This window comes from Parabacteroides caecihominis, assembly GCF_023656785.1.
GTDB lineage: Bacteria > Bacteroidota > Bacteroidia > Bacteroidales > Tannerellaceae > Parabacteroides > Parabacteroides segnis.
Genome location: NZ_JAMOKS010000018.1, coordinates 19,475 through 35,794, shown reverse-complemented (window position 1 = coordinate 35,794; position 16,320 = coordinate 19,475). Strand labels below are relative to the sequence as shown.

Genomic DNA, 16,320 nt, shown 5'->3' with positions numbered 1-16,320 from the left:
TTTTACAGACTTGACTGTGATTTGTTTCGAAATTACTTCGCCAATGTTTCGTTGATAGAATCAAGGATTTTCTTGGCGTTAGCATTCGCTGCATTGAGAGCTACTGCCTGTTCCATATATTCTTTTGCCTTTTTCATCTGAACGTCTGCCTTATCTTTTTCAGCTTCATATTTAGCCGGGTCGGTAGCAGCAGCCAGAATCTTGGCTCCTTCATTGTAATACATGGCACCTAAGCTATACAAAGCATTTTCTTTGTATTTGGGATTGCTTACGATCAGTACGTCTTTGTATAATTCTTCAGCATCAGCAATCTTTCCGCTTTTTTGTACAGCCTGGCCCTGTTTCATGCAATATACATAAAGCAGTTTTTCCAGATCTGCATCACCCGGTTTAGCTTTGAGGCCGGCTTCAACGGTTGCAGTAAATTCGGGAGCTTTATTCAGGTTGCGCAATGCCATTGCTTTACCTGTATAAGCGTCATCAATGTTTTTGTTCTTTTGAATAGCCAGATCGTAGTACTTTACAGCATCTTCATACTTTTTTGCCTGGAAAGCGGCAAATGCACAGTTGAAAACACGGTCTGCATCTTCATTGTTTGTTTGTTTCAGGAACCCGTCATACTTTGTAAAAGCTTCTGCATAGTTCTTTGCTTTCAAGGCAGCATCACCTTCATCACGCAGTTTATCAGCGTCTTGTGCAAATACGTTTCCAATACTCAGGCAAAAAGCCAATAACAAAACAATTTTCTTCATGGTTGTTAAACGATTTAATTTTTATTATTAGTTGCGCTAAGGTAGTAACCTCAATAAAAGTATCAAAGCGATTTTACATTTTTTTGTAATTATAAAGGAAAGAGAGGGAGTAATTGATTTATCAAAGTTGGATGAAACCTGGGGAGAAGAGGTTGTGGAAAATGTCTGTAAATGGGACACAGATGACACTGATTGAGCAGATAACCACAGATTTTATATTTTAATTTAATCTTTATCTGCGGTCATCTGCTCAATCAGTGTCATCTGCGTGCTATTTGTAGATTATAATACCACCGGATAACAAGGTAATCCGAACGCTTCGGCAACGGCGGGATAGACAATCTGTCCCTCAATGATGTTCAATCCGGGATAGAGTGTCTTATCTTCTTTGCAGGCTTCTTTCCAACCTTTGTCTGCCAGTTCCAGCACGTAGGGGAGGGTAGCGTTGGTCAATGCCAGCGTGGAAGTCTGGGGCACGGCACCCGGGATATTGGCTACGCAATAATGTACGATACCGTCGACTGTGTAAACGGGATCGGCATGGGTTGTCGGATGCGAAGTTTCGAAACAACCGCCCTGGTCGATCGCTACGTCTACCAATACACTGCCGGGTTTCATCAGTCCCAGCATCTCTTTTGTGATCAGATGAGGTGCCTTGGCTCCGGGAATCAGGACGGCACCGATCACCAAGTCGGTCGCCGGAAGTTCCGTTTCGATGTTATGCGTAGAAGAATATAAAGTCCTGACATTGGCGGGCATGACCTCTTCCAGATGGCGCAGGCGTGGAAGTGAGATATCGGCTATTGTCACGTCGGCACCCATTCCGGCTGCCATCAGCGCGGCATTATAGCCAACGATACCGCCGCCGAGTACCAGTACGCGGGCAGGTTTCACTCCCGGTACGCCACCCAACAGGATGCCTTTACCTCCCTGGGGTTTCTCAAGGAAACGTGCGCCTTCCTGTATCGACATGCGGCCGGCGACTTCGCTCATAGGGATTAATAAAGGAAGTGTACCGTCCGGATTTTCTACCGTTTCGTAGGCCAGGCAGACGGAGCCGCTGTCCATCATGGCAAGCGTCAGCTTTTCGTCCGAGGCAAAATGAAAATAAGTAAAGACCAGTTGTCCTTTCCGTACTAAAGGATATTCTACGGCAATCGGCTCTTTTACTTTCACGATCATTTCAGCAGTCTGGTAGACGTCGTTGATTGACGGGAGAATCTTTGCTCCGACTGTCTCATAGGCTGAATCTGGAAAACCGCTGTTCTCACCCGCAGTATGCTGCACATATACGGTGTGTCCTCTTTTTACCAACTCTTTTGCTCCGGCAGGCGTAAGCGCTACCCGGTTCTCATTGTTCTTGATTTCTTTAGGAATTCCGATGATCATAATGTTAGTCTTTAATAGTTATTATGCTGCAATGTACGAAAAAGGCTGACATTATGCTGTTATAAATCTCTTTTTATTACTTATTGACAAAAATAATAAGATGGTAAGAGATGGCTGAAGTATAGAAATAATTGAACTGTCTGTTTATAGTGACAGGTTGTACCTGTCTCCCCTCTTGAGAGGGGGTAGGGGGTGTGTTAAAGCCAGTCAATAAAACAGGCTTTGTTACAGGTTCATTTGCCGTCTGCTTCAGCTGACGGATTAGTAAAGAATCTATCTCATTGGACTTTAGTTCCATTTCTTACAGTTTTCTATCTAAGAGAAATGTGGCTGAAGCCAAAAAAGAGAAACAGCTTTTAAACCGTCAGCTGAAGCAGACGGCAAATGAACCTGCAATAGTCAAGTGACTCTGACTATGGTGGTTGTATAGGCGGGAATATGACACACCCCCTTCCCCCTCTCAAGAGGGGAGCCAGTTACAACCAGTCACTATAATTAGCTCAAAACGGATAACAACCTAATTATCATGGTGCTATCGTGAAACAGTAAAGAGAAAACAGGTTTGTTCTATTGTCCTCCGGATATTCCGGAAAGCATAATCGGGGTGCATAGCTTCTTCCAGACTAACCGGAGCGGGGTGTATAGGAAAGATTGCGGATAATCCGGCCTGTCGTAATTGTTTGTCCGTTTCTGCATCTGTTTCCACTTGTCCGGTGATGGCGATAACAGGTATATGTTGTGATGCTGCTATGCGGGCGATGCCGACCGGGACTTTTCCGAACAGGGTTTGCCTGTCTATTCTTCCTTCGCCGGTGATGACAAGGTCAGCCTCCCTGATTATTTCTTTGAAACGGATATATTCTGTTATCAGTTCGATACCGGATGAAATCTTTGCCTGAAGGAAAGCTGCGCAGCCGCCTCCCATGCCTCCTCCGGCTCCTGCTCCGGGCAGGTTGCTGATGTCTCTGCCGGTTGTTTCAAGGATCAGGCCGGCCAGGTGTTTCATCCCTTTGTCGAGTGCTTCGACTTGTGTTTCATTGCCTCCTTTCTGAGGACCGAAGATGTGGGCGGCTCCTTGCGGACCAAAGAAGGGGTTGGTCACGTCTGTCGCTATATGGAAGGTACAGGCGGATAACTCGGGAAGCTGGCTCCGGGTGTCGATATGGCAGATAGCAGAGAGCACCTTTCCACCCTTTTCCACTTCGTTGCCGTTATCGTCGGTGAAACGGACTCCTAAGGCTTGCATCATGCCGACACCCGCATCGTTTGTGGCGCTGCCGCCTACACCGATGATGAAGTTACGGCAACTGCGATCGACGGCATCGGCTATCAGTTCGCCGGTTCCGTAAGTGGTGGTGTGCATCACGTTTCCTTCTTTCCGGGGAATCAGGTCCAGTCCGCTGGCTGCCGACATTTCGATGACAGCGGTTTGTCCGTCACCGGTTATGCCATAGCTGGCCTGGATGGGTTGCATGAATGGATTATGTACAGGAATCGTAATAATTTGCCCGTGAGTAGCCTGTGTCAGTGCTTCAACAGTACCTTCGCCACCGTCGGCAATGGGCACCTTTATTACTTCGCATCCGGGGATGACATGGTGAATTCCTTCCGCTACAGCTTTCGCTATATCGGAAGAAGAAAGACAGCCTTTAAAAGAGTCGACGGCAATGACAACTTTTTTCATTATATATTATGATTAGGTGGGTAAAGATACAAAAAAGGGCAGCTTTTACAAGCCACCCTTTTCTTATCTGTTATTCTGTCAGGTATTATAAACCTTGTCCGTGACAGTTTTTGTACTTCTTTCCGCTTCCGCAAGGACAAAGATCGTTACGGCCTACGCGTTTTTCGGCGCGAACCGGTTCCTGTTTGGGCTGTTGCGGTGCACGTTCTTCCGGATCATTGTTTCCGCTGATATCGGTTTTCTCCGTACGGTAGCGGCTCATGTCCTGGCGTTGTTCCGGACCGGCCTGCTTTACTTCGATACGCTGGCGTTCGGCAGCTTGCTGAGCGGCTTGTGCAGCAGCCTGGCGCTGAGCCATTGCCTGTTTTTCTTCTTCTGTCGGTTCCTCACGTACCGGGATCTGTCCGCGCATCAGGACGGCGGCTGTCTTACGGTTCATGGTGTCGACCATTGTCTTGAACAGGTTATATGATTCCAGCTTGTAGATCAGCAACGGGTCTTTGTTTTCGTAGCTGGCATTCTGTACCGAGTGGCGCAGTTCGTCCATTTCACGCAAGTGTTCTTTCCAGGCTTCGTCGATCGTATGCAGCACGATTGACTTCTGGAAGGATTTAGCGATTATCTTGCTTTCAGTTTCGTAGGCTTCTTTCAGGTTGCATGAAACATTGTACATGCGTTTTCCGTCGGTAACCGGGATCATGATATTTTCGTACATCGCACCCTGGTGTTCGTAAACCTGCTTGATAACCGGATTGGCTACCTGCGTCATACGTTCCATACGGCGTTTGAATGTCTGCAAAGCATTCTCGAACAATTTGTCTCCCAGCTGGGTCGCCTTCATGCTCTTGAACTCTTCTTCGGTGAACGGACTTTCCATTGCGAATGTCTTGAATAGTTCCAGCTTGAAACCTTCATAGTCCAGACCGTCGGAATGCTCTTCGGCGATAGCGGTAGATGTATCGTAAATCGTATTCAATACGTCCAGTCCGATACGTTCTCCCATCAGGGCATGACGGCGGCGGGTATAGATTACGTTACGCTGTGAGTTCATTACGTCATCATATTCCAGCAAACGTTTACGGATACCGAAGTTGTTTTCTTCCACCTTCTTCTGTGCACGTTCCACTGACTTGCTCAGCATATTGTGTTCCAGTACTTCACCTTCTTTGAAACCCAGCTTGTCCATCAGTCCGGCAATCTTGTCGGAAGCGAACAGACGCATCAGGTTATCTTCGAGTGATACATAGAATACGGAAGAACCCGGGTCACCCTGACGTCCTGCACGACCACGCAACTGGCGGTCTACACGACGGCTCTCGTGACGTTCCGTACCGATGATAGCCAAACCGCCTGCTGCCTTTACTTCGGCCGACAGCTTGATGTCGGTACCACGACCGGCCATGTTGGTTGCGATAGTTACCGTTCCGCTCTGACCTGCCAGGGCAACGATCTCGGCTTCTTTCTGGTGTAACTTCGCATTCAATACATTATGTTTGATCTTACGCAGGGTAAGCATACGGCTCAATAATTCCGAAATTTCTACGGAAGTCGTACCCACCAGTACCGGGCGTCCGGCTTCAACCAATGCACTGATTTCTTCGATAACAGCAGCGTACTTTTCGCGTTTGGTCTTGTAGATACGGTCGTTCATATCGTTACGGGCAATCGGACGGTTGGTCGGGATCACTACGACATCCAGTTTATAGATGTCCCAGAATTCACCGGCTTCCGTTTCTGCCGTACCTGTCATACCTGACAGTTTGTGGTACATACGGAAGTAGTTCTGCAAAGTGATAGTTGCGAATGTCTGTGTGGCAGCTTCCACTTTTACGCCTTCTTTGGCTTCGATAGCCTGGTGCAGACCGTCGGAGTAACGGCGGCCGTCCATGATACGTCCGGTCTGTTCGTCGACGATCATTACCTTGTTGTCCATCACTACATATTCATCGTCCTTTTCAAACAATGTGTAGGCTTTCAGCAACTGGTTGATTGTATGTACACGTTCGCTCTTGACAGAATAGTTAGCCAGGATTTCGTCTTTTTTAGCTTGCTTTTCTTCTTCCGTTCCCTTGAAGTTTTCCAACTGGGAAAGTTCGGAAGTGATATCTGGCAATACGAAGAATGTCGGGTCGTCGGAACGGCCGGTCAGCAGGTCGATACCCTTATCGGAAAGTTCGATACTGTTATTCTTTTCGTCGATCACGAAGTACAGTTCGTCAGTCGCTTCGTGCATGTGGCGCATATTTTCGGACATGAAGTATTCTTCCGTCTTCAACATTTGTGCCTTGATACCCTGTTCGCTCAGGAATTTAATCAACGCTTTGTTACGTGGATATCCCTTGAATGAACGATATAATTGGATAGAACCTTCTTCTACTTCTTTCGGGTCGCTGCTGGCCATTTTCTTTTTGGCTTCGATCAGTAACTTGGAGCAAAGGTCTTTCTGTGCGTTTACAACGACTTCCACATTCGGGCGGAACTGTTCGAACAACTGTTCTTCGCCACGGGGTATCGGACCGGAAATGATCAATGGTGTACGGGCATCATCGATCAATACGGAGTCGACCTCATCGACGATGGCATAGTTGTGTTTGCGCTGTACCAGATCGTTCGGACTGATCGCCATGTTATCACGCAGGTAGTCGAAACCGAATTCGTTGTTTGTACCGAAGGTGATGTCTGCATTATAAGCTGCGCGGCGGGCATCCGAGTTAGGCTGGTGCTTATCGATACAGTCTACGGAAAGTCCGTGGAACATATAAAGCGGTCCCATCCATTCCGAGTCACGTTTTGACAGGTAGTCGTTCACGGTTACAACGTGTACGCCGTTACGGGTCAAGGCGTTCAGGAATACCGGTAGGGTTGCTACCAATGTTTTACCTTCACCGGTTGCCATTTCGGCGATTTTACCTTTATGAAGAACGACACCACCGAACAACTGAACGTCGTAGTGTACCATGTCCCAGGTAATTTCGTTACCGCCGGCCTTCCAGTGGTTCAGGAAGATAGCCTTGTCGCCTTCGATACGGACAAAATCGTGTTTGGTTGCCAGGTCGCGGTCGAAATCGGTAGCGGTAACCACTACTTCTTCGTTTTCCGTGAAGCGGCGGGCTGTTTCCTTCATGATAGAGAATACTTCCGGAAGAGATTCTTCCAGGACCACTTCCATCTTGTCGGTGATAGCCTTTTCAATTTTATCTACTTCTGCCCAGATGGCTTCACGTTCTTCCAGTTCTTTATCATCGATGCCTTTACGGAGGTCTTCCACCTGTTTCCGTTCATCGGCTACATAGTCCTGAATACGTTGTTTGATTTCATCTGTTTTTGCTCTCAACTCATCGTTTGAAAGCTTCTGGATTGACGGATATACGGCCTTGATCTTATCCACGTATGGAGTGATCTCTTTCAGGTCTCGCTGCGACTTGTTGCCGAACAGCTTCGTCATAAATTCATTAAATCCCATGATATATATTAATTTATTTATTTCGTAAAGTGATTATTTGCTGACGATCGGATTTAATTGATCACCGGAATGATATATCATTATCAAATTCCGTGCCAAAGTAAATACTTGTCAAATTCTGTTTATTCCAGGGATGGGAGGTTAACAATAATACCAGTGACCGGTCAAGATCTCATTTTTTGATCGTCAACTCCCCAAGAGGCAAACTCTGGGATGCATTCGGTGGCCGTATCCTCAGCACATGGGTTACCGTGGGGGCTACCTCTGTGGCTTTTACTTCGCGGTAGATATGTTCCGGTTTGATGCCGTTACCCATAAATACCAACGGGGTAATTACTGCGTTATTACGAATTATTTTTACCTTTTCTTTCGGGTTGTCGTTGTTGATGATCCAGCCGGGTTGCAGTTCGATGATCAGGTCACCGCGTTTCAGATGGTGCGTTCCCTGACGGAATTTAACCGTTCCTTCGTTCCATTCACCGGCAAGCAGGGCATGGTCGGTGGTAACATGTTGTACACCGCTGAATTCCATCAGGAATTCGGCTGCTTTATCCTGTATCGTTCTCAGGTCGAGTTTGGCGTCTTCGATGGCTTTGCGGTTCAGGTAAATCTGGTTATTATAGAAACCTTTCACCCAACTGCTTTGCTGCCCGTATATCGCCATCAGATACATGTTAAGCAGGGCGACGCAACGTTTCGGATGGAATTCTCCGCCGTTTATCAGCAGTCCGTCCGCATATTCTTCTTCGCTGGTATAATAACCGGAGCCGGTGAATACGACGAGGGTATTAGCCAGGCCGACCTTTTTATCGATGGCATCCAAAAACTGTTCCAGGTCTTTATCCAGCTGATAATACGTATCCTGAATCTCCCGGGTGTAGTCCTTGTTCATGATTCCTTTGTAGTTACCCGCATAATAGGTAACCGACAGCATATCCGGACAACTTCGTGTGCCGAATGCACCGTATTCAAGGAATTGCAGGGCCAGCCGGTTAATCTCTTTATTAATGAAAGGGGTCGTCTTCAGCTTCGGAAAACAATCGTTTGTCTTTTCATTAAATGTGTATTTGAAAGGAATATCATCCAATACGTAAGGGAAAGCATTGTATTTGTCCAATGGAAGTGTAGGAGTCCACACCATCTGCTCCAGGCGTGCCGACAAAGATTCCACTCCATTATTATAACGGTCCACATACCAGGGAAGACCTTTATAATAGGTGGTTGTCGCCCATTTCCCGTTCATGTCGTCCATCCAGAATGCTCCGTTTGCCGCATGACCGGCAGAAAGGATTGCACTCTCCGCATCGGGGGCAATGGCATATACGTCGCTTCTGCCTTTGGATGCAATCTTCAGTTCGTCTCCGATTGTGGAGCTGAACATCTTTTTAGGAGAATAATTTTCGCGGGTATAATTACCGATATAATCTTTGTCGTAAAGGATAGAGACTTCTTTATCATTCTCGAAGTCGTAGTATTTACTCCCTGTAACCCCATGGAAGCAAGGGTTGCTTCCGGTAAACAGCGTTGCGAAGGCGCTTGCCTGGTCGATGTCGGAAAATTCGAATTTGATATTGTTGTAAACCAGTCCTTCGTTCATCAACCGTTTGAAACCGCGTTCACCGAATGTATTGTAGAAGTATTCTATATAATCGCCTCTCAGTTGATCCACGGTGATGCAAACCACAAGTTTGGGGGTACGTTGTTGTGCCTCCAGGTTAGTGACTACCAAGATTGCAATAAGCGACGTTATTATTTTTCTCATCCGATTTTCCATCATATATTCAAGCTATACGCTTCATTTTTCTTTAATTGCCATATTTCCCCTGTATATACCGTATCCGGAACGTAGCCAAAGCGTGGCAACAAGCGGGATAAAAGCTATATTTAAGTGTTGCGGAATGAAATACCAACCCGCCAACAGCAGCGTAAGCGCCGCAAAGTTAATAAAATGATAATAATATGCAGCCTTTCCGAACTTTTTTACTGCAAACAAAATAACAGCGATAAGGGCGAAAGGTTGTAACCACACAATCGACCAGTTCGGCCAAATGCAAGGATGAGTCGATATAAAACAAAGGAAGAACAATACCGTACCTGCCAGTCCTGCAAGGAAAAAGAGGATACAATCCACCAGTCGGAAATATGTTTTTTTCTTCCATTCAATGAATGTGATTGCTGCTATCAGCAGGAAAAAAATCATGCTGCATAACATAGGCGTAAACCATATCTTACTGCCATTATTGTCGTCTGTCAGCTGTTCAGCCAGCCGGTTTGTCTGTTTTATCAGTTTCCTTTCGCTTCCGTCGGGGTTCACGATTGTAGCTTTTTCGAATTCATCTTTCAGGTAAAGCGGCAGGAACATCATTTCATGCGGGGTGGCGATCCGGTCGGTCGGGCTTCCGAGTGCCAGGTCGCATCCGAATGTCAGCCAGGGATGATTACGCGTGCAATAATTTATAAGGTCGCGGAATGTTTGAGGTTCGGGCGGGTTGTTATATTGCACTTTCCCGTCTACCTGTTCCTCCACAATGGCTACCGGACGAGTCGCGCAATTGTCGAAAAAGAAATTGTATCGGTAAACGGCGTTTTCCGGTTGTACATTCGTTATCAGGGCATTCCATATCTTATGGGTCTCTTCGGGTGTGAGGTTGAGTACCTGTTCGGTTACTTCACTTCCCCGCATCTGATATTCTATTATATAATGTGAAAAATTATAGGCAGCCAGTTTATAATCGGTTTCTCCTTTTGTAAAACGATAGATGAAGTTGGGTTTTGAGAAATCGAAGATACCATAATTGAAAACTGTATCGAGTTTACGTAAAGTATCTTTTACCCGTATGGCCGTATGTCCGTACACGGTATACACTTCATCGTCGGATGGAGCTGCCGTCAATATGCTTATCTGCGCTTTGTCGCTTAATCCGGTTTGTGCCTTTGCCGGAATCAGGCAAAGGAACAGGAAAAGCAGAAGCAGGTTCTTTTTCATACGATATTTGTTTTTACCGTACAAAGGTAGGGGTTTTGCTTTGAAAATTAAAATTGAGAATTGAAAATTAAGTATTAACTGTAATATATATAGTTGTATATATAATAAAGGTATACTTTTTTCAATTCTCAAAGCTGCTTATTCTCTTTTGAATAGTGAAACGATCCATAGTAAAACGATTGCACCGATGGTTGACATCACCAGGCTGCCGATCACTCCGTTTACACTTAGTCCCAGCAGGCCGAATAGCCATCCACCCAATACGCCACCGATAATACCGACTATCAGGTTTACAATCAACCCGAATCCACTCCCTTTCAATATTTTCCCGGCCAGGAAGCCTGCCAGGATACCAATAATAATCGAACCGATAATTCCCATAATAACTTAATTTAGTGTTCTGATTAATAAACAAGGGATAGGGAGTTTATGTTTAAACGAATTGATGGTTAGGTATTACTCGATCAGAAAGGTGTTGTAATTTACATTTTGATAGTGAATAGCGATTTTCAAAATCGCTTTGATATGTTAAAAAATATTACCCGGTGGGGTATTTTGTTTTACCCGGTATATTAATCCGATTTACCCGGTAGAGTAGTGTCATTTTGATAGTTGGAGAATAACTATTCGGAGACTGTTAAACAATACCCTTCTCCATGAATATTTTCTATTGATATAACCGGAATTTTTTCTTGTAATTTTTTTTCCAACTTTTTGACTTGTATACTTATTGTACTATTGTTTGTATCGCTGTTATTCCATACATCGTTTTTCAGCTGAACAAATCCGACACCTACATTTATGTTTTTAACAAAACACACAAACAGTTTTAAGTTCAATCCTTTTAAACGTAATACTATTTCACCGTCAAATTTAATATCTCCGGTTGTTTCATCCAGAAGAATCTTATCCGTAACACTCAGCCATTCTCTTGTAGTCGGTTGTAGAGGTTTGATAACGTCTATCGTCTCGCTTTCTACTACCCTTTCAGGTTCCGACTGATCAACCAATCCCACATTTTCAACAGGAGATATAAGAGCCTCTTTCTTTACGCATAATCTTATTGTATAGGATATAAGCCAACATAAAACACCTAGAGAGATCAATATAAAAATCCTAAAATAAACTAAACTCACCGACTCCTTCAACAAATAATCGAATGGACATTTAATGAACCCTTGCAAACAGACAGCATAATCACAAGCTGGGATTTCCATTTTTTTAACAGGTAAAGCCACATATAAAAAATCCCGGGAAATATCCTTGCTATACATAACCACATTTTTAGAATTACTGTAAAAGTCTTTTCCTACAGATTTTACAGCCACTTCTGCCGGGATATCGGCTTGTTGCAAAACCGCTTGAAACAGACTATCGATAACCGATACCTGTATCGGAACAGAATCACCAAGATAATACTGCAGCAAATTATATTTAGAGGATGCTTTCGAACCAAATTCTTTCTTTTGGGTATACTTTCCTTCCGATGTACAAACAGAGGTAGTATCTACAGGATGTTTTTCACGCTTTACCCTCTTAATAATAACTCTTTCCTCTTTTATCCGCATATCGATATCCACTTCAACCACCTCTTCAAAAAGAGAATAGGCCTTTATTTTTATTTTATCATACACTTCATAGCAGACTATACCTTCTCCTACGAGAATGAATAAAATAAAAAGTCCCCAATACATTGCCACTTTCCAAGTTTTTTTCATAAAGAGATCCTATTTGTCTTTACAAAAATAAGAATAATTTTCAAGACAATAAGCCTAATTCGATCATAATCAATATATGCAATTTATATAAAACTTTAAATACGGCATTATCAAACAGATAAAATATATCTGCATATTAGATGCATACTTTTTGCATATATTTTACATACAAATTTTCAACAAAACATGCCCTTGTCGATAGCGAACTTTCACACAAAGCTTGATATTCAAGATTTTAAACTTGTCAGAAAGTTTGTAATTCAAAATATAAATTCTAAATTTGCTAGTGAATCAATTTTATAAACAATGAAAAAAAAGACATTTAAATTAGTATTAGGATTAGCAACCATTATTGCTGCCGGTTATTTATACACAAAACAAAGCAGTGAAAATAACATGACAGATTTGGTTTATGCAAACATCGAAGCCCTGGCAAATCCGGAAGATGATGACGATTATATGGATGTTCTATGCTTAGGGTGGGGTTCTGTCGATTGTTATGGAGACTGGGTGAAAACAAAAGTTATCAACTTCAGTTTAAAATAATCAATGAAGTATCCTTTATCCATATTATTAATAGGTATTAGTTATCTGACTGCCTGTTCGAGTTCTCCGGATTCGCACTTTCCAAGATACTCGGATTTTCCCAAAACCAAGGCGCTCAGTGCCCGGGTGATTAACCTGGATACTATCCTGTTCCGCTACCCCTTCCGGGTAGCGGTCAGGGACAGTATCGCTGTTGTCATGGACCTACATAATATGGACCATTATTTACATGCATTTACCTATCCTGGATGGAAACATATAGCTTCATTCGGAAAACGTGGAGAGGCCCCACAGGAAATGCTTTCGGCTATCAGCATCCAATTCAACTCCTTAGACTCTTTATGGGCACTCGATGCCAATAAGATGGAGATTACACGTTGGAAAATCTCTTCGACTAACGGTTCAGCGGAACGGGTCGAAGAGATCAAATTAGATAAGAAATTAGTCCGTTCGCTCGACTTTCATACGATGAAATCGGGATTTTTAGTTCCCGACTACATGGGGGAGCACCGTTTTTGGGAAGTAGATGGCAATGGTAAAGCAATCCAAAACCACGGCACTATTCCCAGCGAAGCAGCAGAAGAAGAGACATCGCGTCCGGCATTGGCACAAGCTTGGCGTCCCTTCATGGACTATAATCCCGGTAATGGTATATTGGCAATGGTCACCCAATTGGGAGAAACACTGGAAATTTACAATTTAAAAGACAGTACACATAAAGTATTGTATGGCCCTAACGGAGAACCCGAGTTCAAAACGGCACGTGACGGTTCAGGTGTTCCGGACGGAATTATGGGATTCAATGACATAAAAGTTACCGACAAATACATTTATGCCGTATTTCAGGGAATCAAGTTAAAAGATGATTTGGCAGCCTATAAACAGGGAAAAGAACTGGAAGACGGAGGCAGATTTATTTATGTTTTCGACCTGAAAGGAAATCCGGTACAAAAATACACTCTTGACCACGCAATACATGGCATTGATGTAAACGAAGAAACAAATACGATTGTCGCCACCGAGGTGAAAAGCGATGATCCGATTATAGAATTTAAGATTTAGCAAACGATATGAAAGCCTTTTATCTTTACATATTATTAATAGCAACCACCTTCTTTTCCTGCCACAACGAACAGAAAGAGAAGGAAAATAAGATTGCGTATCTGGTCAGCGAATGGCAAGGGAAACAAATACAGTTCCCTGAAAACCTGACCTTCACACGCTATCTGACAGATACTACGGATTTTCGGATTCCGCAATCCGAATACAAGGTATTAATATATGTAGACTCTATCGGTTGCACCAGCTGCAAACTGCAACTTCATAAATGGAAGGAACTGATCGAATACACTGATTCAGTAACACAAGGAAAAGTTCCTTTCCTCTTCTTCATGCATCCAAAAGAAGCGAAGGAAATACGTTACCTCCTAAAACGAGACGCATTCGATCGCCCTATCTGTATTGACATAGACGATCGACTAAACAAACTGAACAAATTCCCGGCAGACATAACTTTCCAGACATTCTTGTTGGATAAGGACAATAAAGTTGCTGTATTAGGAAATCCAGTACATAACACGGCAGTGAAAGAACTGTATCTGAAACAGATTACAGGTAAGGACAGTCCGAACAAAAATATACCGAAAACAACAGCCGAAGCAACAAAGACAGAAATCAACTTCGGTACTTTCGACAAATCAGAAGTAAAGGAGACAACCATAGAAATAAAAAACACCGGGGACAATCCCCTTGTGATAGTGGACGTAAGTACCACCTGCGGCTGCACAGCAGCCACATACGACAAACGACCTGCGAAACCCGGAGAATCTCTTTGGGTAGGAATTAAGATGACACCGAAAGACACAGGTTTCTTCGATGAAGTCGTTACGATCAAGTACAATAGTATTAACAATCAATCTGTCAAAGGAAGGATAAAGGGGAATGTTCGGTGATCGAACGAAAGGGAGTTTGCTGCACGACCTCAAAATAGTACAAGCAAACTCCCGGAGACCCCGAAAAGGAGGTGTATGATGGTAATATAACCGACAAAACAGAATGATACAGGTGTCATTCGACTATCTAATCCGAATAGAGTAGGCAAAGATAGAAAATAGCCTGATTAAATAATAATTTTAATAAATAATTAAACATATACGGATATGAAAAAGTTATTTGGTATCATGGCTCTAGCTGCGATAGCAGCTGCAGCTAGCTGGAATTTCATCCAGAGTCAGAATGAGCTGGAACTTTCAGATTTAGCACTGGCCAACGTGGAAGCGTTAGCACGTGATGAATCTGGTGGTTCAGGAACAGATCAAGCATGTATTGCATGCATTAGTCCTGAAGGATATAGAGGTGTTAGATTCTACTGTAAATATGGAACAGGAGGATGCTATGATAGCACGTGTATAGCGGGTTCTTGTGGAGGTCTTTAAGATTTTAGAAAATTCCTATAGACTAATACGACCATAATAGACCTAGTTTGATTAAAAGATCTTTCTAAAGTCTATAATAACAGCGTATAAGTGCAATAATTTAATTTATTGCACTTATTATATTCAAACAAAAAGATTCAGTTAATATTTAGTACCATCATAATGAAAACAACACTATCCATATTTACAGTTTTATTATGCACCTTTTTTTCATGTAATGAAAAAAGTATAAAGGAGAATGACTATTCTAATACATCTACAAAAGTTATTAATGTTCCCGACAAACTAGATATCACATCACATTCGGACTCTATCTTTTCGAAAGTTACTTTTTTACCATTAGAGACTAAACCGGACTGCATGATATCTTTTGTTATGAACTTAAAAATAGTAGATTCTCTTATTTATATCAATGATGGATTAAAAAGACTCCTTGTTTTTGATTCCAAAGGAAAATACAAATATCAAATTGGTTCCAAAGGTAATGGACCAGGAGAATACTTGGAAATGCGAGACTACCTCGTATATAAAGATCATATCGAGATCTTAGATTTCAAAAAAATAATTACTTATTCCTTAACAGGTGATTACATAGAAACAAAACACTTTGATTTTTTAGATCAAAATCAATACTGTAATGCAGACTATTTCACACAAGCTCCCACTGGTGGTTATTATTTTTGGGGTGGAACATCTGGTATAAAAGATTTTAGTGCAGAGAAAAAAAGATACCTAATGTATCATGTTAGTGATGATATGAAAATTAAAAAAGGAGAATTTCTTATTACACATGGTTCCGGATCATGTTTTTATAGATATACAAACTTTGAGGATCTGACTATTATTGATCCTTCTTATGGTAATTACAATGTATATCAAATCAATAAGCAAGGAAATATCTCTTCACGTTATTATTTTAATTTTGGTAAAAATGCCTACACAAAAGAAATTCCTATTCCTGATAGAAGTAATGCCTTTCAAATTAATGAAGAACTAAATAATTATGTACTTGAAATAAACAACTTTTTAGAGACAAATAACTGGATACATATAGACTTTGCTTATAAACAAACTGCTCATAGTGCTTTTTACTCAAAAAAGAAAAATAAGGTATATTTGTTAAGTCCTGCCAGTCCTAATTTGTCACCCAATGAATTTCGATTCTGGGGTGCCTTATACGTAAAGGGAGAGACACTTATAATGCCGATTGATGCCAGTTGGTTACAAACTGAATTAAACAGAATATCTCCAGAATATATCAAGAAATTGGATTTAGAAAGTTATAAAAATAAAGATGAATTTGATAATCCAATTTTAGCGTTCTATGAATTAAAAATATGATAGTCG

Annotated in this window: 13 protein-coding genes; 5 read left to right on the top strand and 8 right to left on the bottom strand. The window is 42.5% G+C overall.

Annotated features, from left to right (window positions below; translation table 11 throughout):
• Positions 1-32 precede the first annotated feature (32 nt).
• The 8 genes from NBH14_RS15995 to NBH14_RS15960 all read right to left on the bottom strand — a co-directional run bounded on the left by NBH14_RS15995 (position 33) and on the right by NBH14_RS15960 (position 11,992).
• Positions 33-752, bottom strand: a complete 720-nt coding sequence (locus tag NBH14_RS15995; protein WP_186960041.1) for a tetratricopeptide repeat protein — start codon at positions 750-752, stop codon at positions 33-35.
• A gap of 282 nt (positions 753-1,034) precedes the next feature.
• Positions 1,035-2,141: an alanine dehydrogenase gene (ald, locus tag NBH14_RS15990; RefSeq protein ID WP_186960042.1), complete on the bottom strand. Its 1,107-nt coding sequence runs from the start codon at positions 2,139-2,141 to the stop codon at positions 1,035-1,037.
• A 532-nt stretch (positions 2,142-2,673) separates the two neighbouring features.
• Positions 2,674-3,825, bottom strand: coding sequence for a glycerate kinase family protein (locus NBH14_RS15985; protein ID WP_186960044.1), 1,152 nt, complete (start codon positions 3,823-3,825; stop codon positions 2,674-2,676).
• 85 nt (positions 3,826-3,910) lie between these two features.
• Entirely contained in the window at positions 3,911-7,288 is a 3,378-nt protein-coding gene (gene secA / locus NBH14_RS15980; RefSeq protein WP_186960045.1) for a preprotein translocase subunit SecA, read from the bottom strand.
• Between the two features lie 172 nt (positions 7,289-7,460).
• Positions 7,461-9,050, bottom strand: coding sequence for an alkaline phosphatase family protein (locus tag NBH14_RS15975; protein WP_186960046.1), 1,590 nt, complete (start codon positions 9,048-9,050; stop codon positions 7,461-7,463).
• Between the two features lie 33 nt (positions 9,051-9,083).
• Positions 9,084-10,274, bottom strand: a complete 1,191-nt coding sequence (locus NBH14_RS15970) for a lipoprotein N-acyltransferase Lnb domain-containing protein (protein ID WP_186960047.1) — start codon at positions 10,272-10,274, stop codon at positions 9,084-9,086.
• A gap of 138 nt (positions 10,275-10,412) precedes the next feature.
• Positions 10,413-10,655: a GlsB/YeaQ/YmgE family stress response membrane protein gene (locus NBH14_RS15965; protein WP_007658943.1), complete on the bottom strand. Its 243-nt coding sequence runs from the start codon at positions 10,653-10,655 to the stop codon at positions 10,413-10,415.
• Between the two features lie 242 nt (positions 10,656-10,897).
• Positions 10,898-11,992, bottom strand: coding sequence for a DNA-binding response regulator (locus NBH14_RS15960; RefSeq protein ID WP_186960048.1), 1,095 nt, complete (start codon positions 11,990-11,992; stop codon positions 10,898-10,900).
• A 306-nt stretch (positions 11,993-12,298) separates the two neighbouring features.
• Here NBH14_RS15960 and NBH14_RS15955 point away from each other — a divergent pair, with 306 nt between their 5' ends.
• The 5 genes from NBH14_RS15955 to NBH14_RS15935 all read left to right on the top strand — a co-directional run bounded on the left by NBH14_RS15955 (position 12,299) and on the right by NBH14_RS15935 (position 16,314).
• The gene (locus NBH14_RS15955; RefSeq protein ID WP_048315042.1) at positions 12,299-12,538 is read left to right on the top strand and encodes an NVEALA domain-containing protein; all 240 of its coding nucleotides are present in this window, start codon (positions 12,299-12,301) and stop codon (positions 12,536-12,538) included.
• Positions 12,539-12,541: 3 nt separating this feature from the next.
• On the top strand, positions 12,542-13,600 hold the full coding sequence (locus NBH14_RS15950) for a BF3164 family lipoprotein (RefSeq protein WP_186960049.1): 1,059 nt from the start codon (positions 12,542-12,544) through the stop codon (positions 13,598-13,600).
• A gap of 8 nt (positions 13,601-13,608) precedes the next feature.
• The gene (locus NBH14_RS15945) at positions 13,609-14,490 is read left to right on the top strand and encodes a DUF1573 domain-containing protein (RefSeq protein WP_186960050.1); all 882 of its coding nucleotides are present in this window, start codon (positions 13,609-13,611) and stop codon (positions 14,488-14,490) included.
• 207 nt (positions 14,491-14,697) lie between these two features.
• Positions 14,698-14,973, top strand: coding sequence for an NVEALA domain-containing protein (locus NBH14_RS15940; RefSeq protein ID WP_048315046.1), 276 nt, complete (start codon positions 14,698-14,700; stop codon positions 14,971-14,973).
• A 162-nt stretch (positions 14,974-15,135) separates the two neighbouring features.
• On the top strand, positions 15,136-16,314 hold the full coding sequence (locus NBH14_RS15935) for a 6-bladed beta-propeller (protein WP_048315047.1): 1,179 nt from the start codon (positions 15,136-15,138) through the stop codon (positions 16,312-16,314).
• The last annotated feature ends 6 nt before the right edge of the window (positions 16,315-16,320 follow it).